Source organism: Oleiphilus sp. HI0125 (assembly GCF_001635355.1).
Genome location: NZ_LWGF01000136.1, coordinates 1 through 826 on the forward strand (window position 1 = coordinate 1; position 826 = coordinate 826).

The following is an 826-nucleotide window of genomic DNA, read 5'->3' on the forward strand; positions in this document are numbered from 1 at the left end:
CCAATACTTGCTTGCAGAATGCTTTATGTGTTTTCTGATCTTGGCTCAGTACGTAGACTTGTACGCGTTGCCCGTCCGACCATAGACGCTTTTTCATTGTAAAGATCGCTCTTACTTCCTTGAGCTGCAATTCGTTTCTGTCTACCGAGGCATGACCAATGACAGTAATGGCATGTGTTGTAGGAGAGAAAACACTGAATCCTATCAATGTTCCTAATATCAATACTCGCCAGTACCGCCGCACCTTTGTTGTAAGTCGCACGGTAGTTTTACTTTTATTAGTTAGAGTTGTTTTATCGTTTTGCTGTGTATTTATTCACTATAGCAAGCTCATACAACTCTACTGCGCAGTGTACAAGAAAATACAAAACGTTACGTCAGGCTTTTTTTAGGAATTTTGTATGAGAGTGCAACAAGTCAGGCAGGGTTAAGAAGCTTGATTATACTAGCCGCCATCAAACTTAATTAGGTGGACAGTGGCTGTGTTTGTTATTCGTTTAATCGCTTTATATTTCACCGTCGTGATGCTGTCTGCATGCGGACACAGCGACAGCTCTAGTCATGATGACCATAGTGGCCATAACAACACTCACAACAATAGCCAAGGACATGATGCTCACCATGAAGAGTCACACAATCATGAGCATCGCGCGGAATACACCTTTAAAGACTCCGAGTTCCCTCGTTCAGGCCTATTCCTGAACTCCATAATGAAGATCCCAAGATCGCTGCCTTGGGCGAGAAGCTATTTCATGATCCTCAACTGAGCAGCGACGGCACTGTCGTATGTGCGAGCTGTCATATTGTAGCGCTCGGTGGAGATGAT

Annotated in this window: 3 protein-coding genes; 2 read left to right on the forward strand and 1 reads right to left on the reverse strand. The window is 43.9% G+C overall.

Annotation, left to right across the window (positions count from 1 at the left end; translation table 11 throughout):
• On the reverse strand, window positions 1-208 hold a 208-nt coding region (locus A3762_RS28135), incomplete at its 3' end, for a hypothetical protein (RefSeq protein ID WP_369820654.1).
• Between the two features lie 268 nt (window positions 209-476).
• Here A3762_RS28135 and A3762_RS28140 point away from each other — a divergent pair.
• Window positions 477-767, forward strand: a complete 291-nt coding sequence (locus tag A3762_RS28140) for a hypothetical protein (protein ID WP_156493470.1) — start codon at window positions 477-479, stop codon at window positions 765-767.
• A partial coding sequence (locus A3762_RS25610; RefSeq protein WP_231878704.1) for a cytochrome-c peroxidase occupies window positions 734-826 on the forward strand: 93 nt, incomplete at its 3' end. The genes A3762_RS28140 and A3762_RS25610, both read left to right, overlap by 34 nt.